This is a genomic window from Flintibacter porci (assembly GCF_041925195.1).
Classification (GTDB): domain Bacteria; phylum Bacillota; class Clostridia; order Oscillospirales; family Oscillospiraceae; genus Lawsonibacter; species Lawsonibacter porci.
This window is the reverse complement of the sequence record NZ_JBHEVB010000001.1, coordinates 366,037-373,091: the sequence shown is the minus strand read 5'-3', so window position 1 is coordinate 373,091 and position 7,055 is coordinate 366,037. Positions and strand designations below refer to the sequence as shown.

10 protein-coding genes, 7 tRNA genes and 1 rRNA gene are annotated in these 7,055 nt (G+C 52.8%); 15 read left to right on the top strand and 3 right to left on the bottom strand.

The window, feature by feature from the left end:
* Positions 1-281: 281 nt before the first annotated feature.
* From ACEVJL_RS01880 to ACEVJL_RS01845, 8 genes are all read left to right on the top strand, one after another.
* Positions 282-357 (top strand) — tRNA-Lys (locus tag ACEVJL_RS01880).
* 3 nt (positions 358-360) lie between these two features.
* Positions 361-435: transfer RNA gene (locus ACEVJL_RS01875), tRNA-Glu, on the top strand.
* 153 nt (positions 436-588) lie between these two features.
* Positions 589-704, top strand: a 5S ribosomal RNA gene (gene rrf / locus ACEVJL_RS01870).
* A gap of 36 nt (positions 705-740) precedes the next feature.
* Positions 741-816 (top strand) — tRNA-Asn (locus ACEVJL_RS01865).
* Positions 817-880: 64 nt separating this feature from the next.
* Positions 881-957: transfer RNA gene (locus ACEVJL_RS01860), tRNA-Ile, on the top strand.
* A 3-nt stretch (positions 958-960) separates the two neighbouring features.
* A tRNA-Trp gene (locus tag ACEVJL_RS01855) sits at positions 961-1,036 on the top strand.
* Positions 1,037-1,082: 46 nt separating this feature from the next.
* Positions 1,083-1,159: transfer RNA gene (locus ACEVJL_RS01850), tRNA-Asp, on the top strand.
* A 112-nt stretch (positions 1,160-1,271) separates the two neighbouring features.
* Positions 1,272-1,347 (top strand) — tRNA-Thr (locus tag ACEVJL_RS01845).
* 115 nt (positions 1,348-1,462) lie between these two features.
* On the opposite strand, the gene dinD is transcribed toward ACEVJL_RS01845, so the two are convergent.
* Genes dinD through ACEVJL_RS01830 form a run of 3 tightly spaced genes read right to left on the bottom strand, consistent with a single transcriptional unit; the run spans position 1,463 to position 3,976 of the window.
* Entirely contained in the window at positions 1,463-2,347 is an 885-nt protein-coding gene (dinD, locus tag ACEVJL_RS01840; RefSeq protein ID WP_374736703.1) for a DNA damage-inducible protein D, read from the bottom strand.
* 8 nt (positions 2,348-2,355) lie between these two features.
* Positions 2,356-3,540, bottom strand: coding sequence for a tyrosine-type recombinase/integrase (locus ACEVJL_RS01835; protein ID WP_374736702.1), 1,185 nt, complete (start codon positions 3,538-3,540; stop codon positions 2,356-2,358).
* On the bottom strand, positions 3,512-3,976 hold the full coding sequence (locus ACEVJL_RS01830) for a helix-turn-helix transcriptional regulator (protein WP_374736701.1): 465 nt from the start codon (positions 3,974-3,976) through the stop codon (positions 3,512-3,514). The genes ACEVJL_RS01835 and ACEVJL_RS01830 overlap by 29 nt, the downstream gene beginning before the upstream one ends.
* Before the next feature lie 150 nt (positions 3,977-4,126).
* On the opposite strand from ACEVJL_RS01830, the gene ACEVJL_RS01825 reads away from it, so the two are divergent.
* The 7 genes from ACEVJL_RS01825 to ACEVJL_RS01795 all read left to right on the top strand — a co-directional run bounded on the left by ACEVJL_RS01825 (position 4,127) and on the right by ACEVJL_RS01795 (position 7,030).
* Complete coding sequence (locus ACEVJL_RS01825) at positions 4,127-4,330, top strand: helix-turn-helix transcriptional regulator (protein ID WP_374736700.1); 204 nt, start codon at positions 4,127-4,129, stop codon at positions 4,328-4,330.
* Positions 4,327-4,500, top strand: coding sequence for a hypothetical protein (locus tag ACEVJL_RS01820; RefSeq protein WP_374736699.1), 174 nt, complete (start codon positions 4,327-4,329; stop codon positions 4,498-4,500). Before ACEVJL_RS01825 ends, ACEVJL_RS01820 begins: the two co-directional genes overlap by 4 nt.
* Before the next feature lie 14 nt (positions 4,501-4,514).
* Positions 4,515-4,760, top strand: coding sequence for a DUF6291 domain-containing protein (locus ACEVJL_RS01815; RefSeq protein ID WP_374736698.1), 246 nt, complete (start codon positions 4,515-4,517; stop codon positions 4,758-4,760).
* A gap of 682 nt (positions 4,761-5,442) precedes the next feature.
* Positions 5,443-5,703 carry a hypothetical protein gene (locus ACEVJL_RS01810; RefSeq protein ID WP_374736697.1) on the top strand — a complete coding sequence of 87 codons (261 nt, stop codon included), beginning with the start codon at positions 5,443-5,445 and terminating at the stop codon, positions 5,701-5,703.
* The gene (locus tag ACEVJL_RS01805) at positions 5,696-6,286 is read left to right on the top strand and encodes a hypothetical protein (RefSeq protein ID WP_374736696.1); all 591 of its coding nucleotides are present in this window, start codon (positions 5,696-5,698) and stop codon (positions 6,284-6,286) included. The genes ACEVJL_RS01810 and ACEVJL_RS01805 overlap by 8 nt, the downstream gene beginning before the upstream one ends.
* A complete protein-coding gene (locus ACEVJL_RS01800) occupies positions 6,283-6,495 on the top strand; it encodes a hypothetical protein (protein WP_374736695.1) in 213 nt (70 codons plus the stop codon). The genes ACEVJL_RS01805 and ACEVJL_RS01800 overlap by 4 nt, the downstream gene beginning before the upstream one ends.
* The gene (locus ACEVJL_RS01795) at positions 6,488-7,030 is read left to right on the top strand and encodes a hypothetical protein (protein ID WP_374736694.1); all 543 of its coding nucleotides are present in this window, start codon (positions 6,488-6,490) and stop codon (positions 7,028-7,030) included. The genes ACEVJL_RS01800 and ACEVJL_RS01795 overlap by 8 nt, the downstream gene beginning before the upstream one ends.
* Positions 7,031-7,055: the final 25 nt, after the last annotated feature.

Below are 7,055 nucleotides of genomic sequence, written 5' to 3'. Positions count from 1 at the left end.
TATGTCGTTGATAGGTCGGAGGTGGAAGTGCTGCGAGGCATGTAGCTGACCGATACTAATAAGCCGAGGGCTTGACCTAAAAGGTCAAAGAAGGATGCAGGCGCTTGTAAGCGATGGAAGGTTGTTTCACTGTTCGGTTTTCAGGGTACAGAAAAAAGCGCACCCGAAACTCAAATCAAAGCCCAGCGAAGCGGGTTTGATTTGAAGAGGAGACACAGCGAAATGAGCGAGCTTTCGGCGTAAGACGGAAGCGAGTGATATGGAGCTTGTGTCGACGACATGCGCCTTTAGCTCAGTTGGTAGAGCAACTGACTCTTAATCAGTGGGTCCCCGGTTCGAATCCGTGAAGGCGCACCATCTGGCCCGTTGGTCAAGCGGTTAAGACGGCGGCCTCTCACGCCGCAAACATGGGTTCGATTCCCGTACGGGTCACCACTTACTTTTAAGAGTAAGAAAAAAGGAACTTTGATAAAAAGTTCTTGACAAAGTGAGAAAATCGGATATAATACTTATCGTTGAAAAAGACGGTAAGGAGAGAAAAGCTCTTCGGAAGTTTTCTTTGCTTACTTTCTTTTTCGAAGGAAAGTAGTTGGTGTTGATTAGGGCGAGGGTCCACCCGTTCCCATTCCGAACACGGAAGTTAAGCTCGCTTCTGCCGAAAATACTTGTCTGGAGACGGACCGGGAAGATAGGTAACGCCAACATAAAGGGTCCGGTCCAACCGGACCGGACCCTTATTTGCCTCCTTAGCTCAGTCGGTAGAGCATGCGGCTGTTAACCGCAGGGTCGTTGGTTCGAGTCCAACAGGTGGCGCCAAGTTGCGGCTTGCCGCCAGCCATGACGGCAAGCCGCTCTTTCCGAATATCGTGCGGACGGTCACGGGCCTTTAGCTCAGTTGGTTAGAGCAGCCGGCTCATAACCGGCCGGTCCACGGTTCGAGCCCGTGAAGGCCCACCATATAGGGGTATAGCTCAGCAGGTAGAGCAGCGGTCTCCAAAACCGCGTGCCGAGGGTTCGATTCCTTCTGCCCCTGCCACTGCATAGTACAGAGTAATCTGTTTATGATATTCACTAACAAAAATGGCGCGGTAGTTCAGTTGGTTAGAACGCCGGCCTGTCACGCCGGAGGTCGAGGGTTCAAGTCCCTTCCGCGTCGCCATTTTTAAAGTTCCAGCCAGAGAGCTGTTTGAATAGCCCCCGGAAATATCCGGGACGCCTTGGAAATCCCAGGTTTGGCCTGTTCAAAATAGTTCCCATTTGGGAACAGCCATGCTGCTATAGCTCAGTCGGTAGAGCGCATCCTTGGTAAGGATGAGGTCGGCAGTTCGAATCTGCCTAGCAGCTCCAAGTGAAACCCTAGAGCCACAACGGTTCTAGGGTTTTTCTTTTTGACCTGGTGCTTTACCTGGGCCGTAAAAACCGACACAAAAACCGACACGAGGAAGAAAACTGGCCAGGATTATTAATCCTGGCCGGTTTTTTTCTTAGTAGAAGCAAGCGCCTTTTTTTGTTGTTCACGTTCAATTTGCTTGATGCTCTTTTGAGGAGTTGGGAGATCCTCTGGCATGGTTCCTCCGAGTTCCTTGATCGTCTGCCGAACTTTGCGTCCTACTTCATAGTGGGTTTGGTAGGCTGCGACTTTTCCTTTTATGTTGTCGCGGCGAAGTTTTTCATCTGTCTGCGTTGCGCGGAATAGATTAGCTGCTAATTCTGTGCTTCCCATGTGGTCAAGAATTTTTTGACTTTTCTTGAGGCCTTTGCGTGCATGAATATCTTTCATTCCAAGGCCACCATACAGGCCTTGATAGCCCTTGTTCTGAAAAATTGCGTAGTCTCTAGGATCTGAAATTCCAGCAAGTTGGGCGGCTTCCGCTAATGATTTATTGTGAGCAATCATTTCATTGCGGATAGCGAGACGCTTTTGATCTTCAGAAAGCTCCTCATAATCTTCAATAAGTTCTTGCTGTCTGGTTTTGACTGCAAAATAGGTTTGCCCAAGAGCAACAATTTCTTTATTGGGATCTGCATTTTGAACGATTAAATAGCAGGCATACCGAGATAGCATTATATCGCCAATATCTTTATGTGTTGCGCCGGCCTCCACGATTTTGTTGACGTCAACAAAATCGTCATCTGGAGTTAATCCACTATTTAAGGCAGCAGTTTTTGCTTTATTGACTACGTTAAGAAAATTTCTCCATTCTGCATACTCTAATACATGTTGTAAATCACGAGCATACCAAAATTCTTGCCCATCCTCTGTATATTGTTTGATATTTTCAAAGGTCTGTTCACTATACGCAGCCATTTTCGTGTTTTTAGAATCATCATCAAAGAAAAAGAACATAAGGCACCTCACTTATGAATTGTTTGTTTTATTGCCTCCCGGAATATCTGGGCGGCCCGCTTGCGGCTTTCGGCGTCGGCGTGGGTGTACATTCTCAGTGTGACCGCCTTGTCACTGTGCCCCAGGGCCTCAGACACAGAGGCCACGTCGGCCCCGGCGGTAATTGCCACGCTGGCAAAGGTGTGCCGTAGCTTGTGGGGGTGAAGATCAGGGACACCGCATTTTGCTGACAGCTTTTTGAGGTAGCGGGTGGGACTCTGGGGGTGCATGGGCTCCGCGCTGTTCTCCTGGGTGAAAACATATTCCCCCAGGCTTTGGGCCCTCAGAGCCTCCAGGAGCGCCGCCGTTTCCGGCCCTATGTCTACCTCCCGAGTCCGTCCGTTCTTTGGCGTGTCAGTGTACACGCCCCGGGCTGGGGTGTAGCAGAGATTCCGCCGGATCGTCACCACCTGGGACTCCAGGTCTATATCTTCCCATTTCATGCCGCAGCACTCCCCCCGGCGTACCCCGGTATCAATCAGTAGATGGACCAGGGCCCGCCATTTTAGCGGCTCCGCCTCCAGAGCTGCCAGGACGGCCTGTAATTCCTCCACAGTGAGGGCCTGGGCCCCCGTCTCTCTGATTTCATCTTTGCGGGGGACTGGCCGGGCCACCTTGTCCATGGGATTGCGGGGGATCGTATCGGCCAGATATGCCATTTTGAACATGGTATGCAGGACCGTGTATACCTTCACCGCCGTGGAGTGAGCGCGGCCCTGGGCCTGGATGTCCAGCAGCAGGGCGGACAGATCAGCCGGGGACACGTCCGGCAGCTTCTTGTCTCCGATTGCTGGATAGACCCAAGTATTCAAGGCGCTTTGGAAGCTGGCCCTGGAGTTCTCCGACATGGTGACCGTCTTTGCAGGCATAAAAACCCGCTCCGCGTATTGCTTCACGGTCTGGATCAGCGCGGCGGCGGCTGCCTCTTGGGCGTCCCGCTCCTGGCGTTCCTTGCGGGAGATCACCTCCCCGGCCTTGCACTGGCGCTCAAATTCTGCGGCTACTTTGGTCAACTCCCGGTCTATGGCCCTTTGGCTCCAGCCGTCCGGGGGATACCACCGGGAATATAGGCGCGGCTGAGACCGGCCCCGGCGCACGGTGATTTCATAGTAGTCCCGCCCGGCCTTATTCGTTTTCTTTCGGATCGACGGCACCGGGATCACCTTCTTCCGGCTTGCGCTGGTATTTTGGATTAGCAGCCAATTTATAAAGCAATTTCACGGCCTCTGTTTTTCCGGCGTCATTTAATTCCCCAAACGCGTCCAAAAGAAGGTGGCTAGCTAAACCATCGAAAAGTTCGGCGCGATTATCACTTTTCATTAAAGCTGTTTGCACAGAATTTACCACATCTGTAAAAGTATTTGCATCTTCCTTGCTTTGGAAACCCATGTGCTCCTGAACATCCACAAGATCATCCAGCGAACACCGAAAAATGGTAGCCATCTGCCCAAGGACACGCATAGGCGGGTCGATGTCGCCAAGCTCATACTTTGCCACAGTGGATCGGCTTATTCCAAGCATTTTTGCAAGCTGCTCCTGTGATAAACCGTGTGATTTTCGCATGGCCTTTATTGGTGACTTCCTATCCATTTTTGTTCCTCCTTTGAACACTATTTTATAAAGTTTTCCTCTACGTGTCAATAAGGGAAGCGGAATAACAAAAAAATTAAAAAATGTTATGGACAGGAACAAGACTTTGTGATACACTGTGATTATAAAGAACGATACGGAGGTGGAAGCATGAACATAAGCGCAGACAAAATTGAAATGCTGCTTGCCGAAAACGGGTGGACAAGAAAGGAACTGGCTGAAAAAAGCGGAATTTGCCGCCAAAATATCAGTATTATTGTTCGCCGTGGTACTTGCGCCCCCAAAACGGCGGGCAAGCTGGCGGCAGGCCTTGGCGTTCCCATTGCGGACATTTTGCCGGGGGTGAGCGCATGAAAGAGATCAACCCGCCTTTCCAGAAGATTCCAGAGGCCTGCAAAACCACCGGCCTGAGCCAGTATTTCTTGCGGAATGGTTGCCGGGACGGCTCTGTGCCGCACGTCAAAAGCGGCACCACGTACATGATCAATGTGCCCGCATTGCTGCGGAAACTGGGCGCAGAGTGAGAGGGGGTGAGTGGTTGACAAAGGAAAAGCACCCCAGCTGGTTTAAATTGAAGATCGAGCGCCGCGAATTGATACGGCAGCTTTCGCCAGAAACCGCTGTAAATGTCCTGCTGGCATGTTGGGACTATCTGGAGACGGGAGAGAAGCCGCAAGGCCTTTCACCTATTGAATCGGTGGCGTTTGCCTCATTTATGCCAGATATGGAGGAGGCGTGGCGTTCATACTTGCAGCGCATAACAGCCCGGAAACACGACGTATAATCGAGCGATATCGACCGATATCGAACGATACAGAAGAAGTAGAAGTAGAAGAAGAAGTAGAAGAAGAAAAAGAAAAAGATCCAGAATCTATAAAAGGGCGGCGGGCGCGCGGCCCCGCCGCGCCATTATAATGGACGCTGGGGCGTCGTCGTCGCCGTTTTTTCAGAAAGAAGTGGTTTTTTGTTTGACTTTAGGACCTTTGAAAGGCTGGTTGCTCAGTGTTATGAGCCAGGCCCGTACACGCTGGAAGAGGTGCTTTCTGTATTCAAGTGCTATTTCTCCCTCTATGAGCAAAAGACAGGGCACCCGCACCCCAACATAAAGATGGACCAGATACGGCGGATCATTCAGAAGATGCCGTATCTTACCCAGAAAGAGGAGCGGGAACTAAGAGGCACCGGCTTTTCCGGTGTCTTTCCCGTACAGTACAAGTACATTATCGCCCAGCATTTCCAGACGCCATACCCGGCTTGTGATTTCAACATAAACCACTTTTTTGCTGGGAGGATCAGAGAATTGAGGTATCGAGAGACCGTAAGACCGAACCCGGCTTTGTATGCCGTAACCCAGCCGCAACCCGCTCCCCCAGATTGGAGGTGATACCATCGGAAAATCATCACAGAGCAAAGGCCGGGCCGGTGAGATCGAGCTGGCCCACATCCTCCAGGCCCACGGATACCGTGTGGAGCCTGGACGCTCCCAAAGCTACGGGACAGAGCCGGACCTGTCCGGCCTCCCCGGCGTCCATGTCGAGTGCAAGCGGGTGGAGCGGCTGAACATATCCAAGGCAATGGCCCAGGCCGTCCGGGACGCTGAACGCTTCAAGGACGGAAGCCCGGCGGTGTTTCACCGGCGGAACCGGGAGGGGTGGCTGGTGACCATGCAGCTTTCGGACTGGCTGGAAATATTCAAAAATCAAGGAGTGAAAAAACAGAATGCTTGACCAAACCAAAATGAACAAGTTCAAGGAGTGCGGCGGAGCCGCCGCGCTGGAGCTGCGGGGGGAAATGGTCTCCGCGCTGAAAGACCGGATCAACGAGACGATGAAGGTCGTCAATAGCTACTTTTCCAACAAACAGGAGAAAGCGGCGGCGATTACTAACAGGATCGAGGAATTGAAGGATCAGCAGGAGGACCTGGAGGCAAAGGTGGCAGAATACGGCCCCCGGCTGGCAGAGGCCACGATTTCCGGCAACTCCGCCGCCCTGGGAGTTATCCAGACAGAACTTGCAAACCTGGAGGCGCAAAAGGCAGCAGTTGGAGCCCAGATCGGCCTCCTGTCCGGTGTCACCGTGTCTGGAGATAAAGAGCGGTTCACCGTAGCCGACGAAAAGGCCCGGGCCCTGGATCGGTTCTGGACGGAGACCCAGGCCGACCTCTCCGCCCTTTCTGCCTTTGCCAACAGCCAGATAACACTCTGGTCTCAGGTGGCGAACCTCTCAACACTTGGCGGCGACATCATGCCCAGGCGTAGTGTTTTTAGAGAGGTGGAGGAAATGCGGCGAGATTTCCGGGAGGTGGAATGATGGGCGTTTACGACTTTTCCCGTTTTCAAATCACGGATCATTTGAAAACGCTCAAAACCGCCGGGGGCACCGTTGACGAAATGGCATGGGCCGGGCAGCTCCACGACATTGTGGAGAAAAACCCCGGGGTACACCTTCCCGATGCAGAGGCCCAGGCGTGGGAAAATGTGATTCTGAACAACATGAACGGAGGCAAAATCAATGAGTAAAAGAGTCTGTTTATATGGCGAGTGTATGCCCATTCACCGCGTGGTTGTCCGGGACGAGATTACCAAAGAACCGAAGGAGCGGGACCCCGATGTGGAGAAGAAGCTGGCCCGTGTCATTGCTTTGCTGGAGGAATTGGCAAAGGAAAAGCGCCCGGCGGCTGCGGATGTCATGGCCGCGAAAAAGGCCCAGCGGCGGGAAAACGCCCGACGGCTGCGGGAGCGGGATGCCAAAGCAAAAAAATATGAAACCCCTGAGGATCGGGTGACCGTTCCGGCGAAGTTTTTAGAGGATGCTATCCGGCGGGCCTACCATGAAGCAGCTTGCGAAAATAGCCAGGCGGCCTATGCAGCCCGCAACCCCCACAAGGACCAGCAGGACGCCCCCCAGGACACCAGGGTGCAGTACCCCCACAAGCCCCGGCAGCGGGCCCCCTGGGAGGATCGGCTGGCTACCACGGACAGCGCAAGCCGCTTCCTGATTATCTGCGAACAGTCCCAGGCGGCCTATGCGGCCAGGAACCCGCACAAGAAATAAAAAGACAGCCCCGGGATTGTAACAT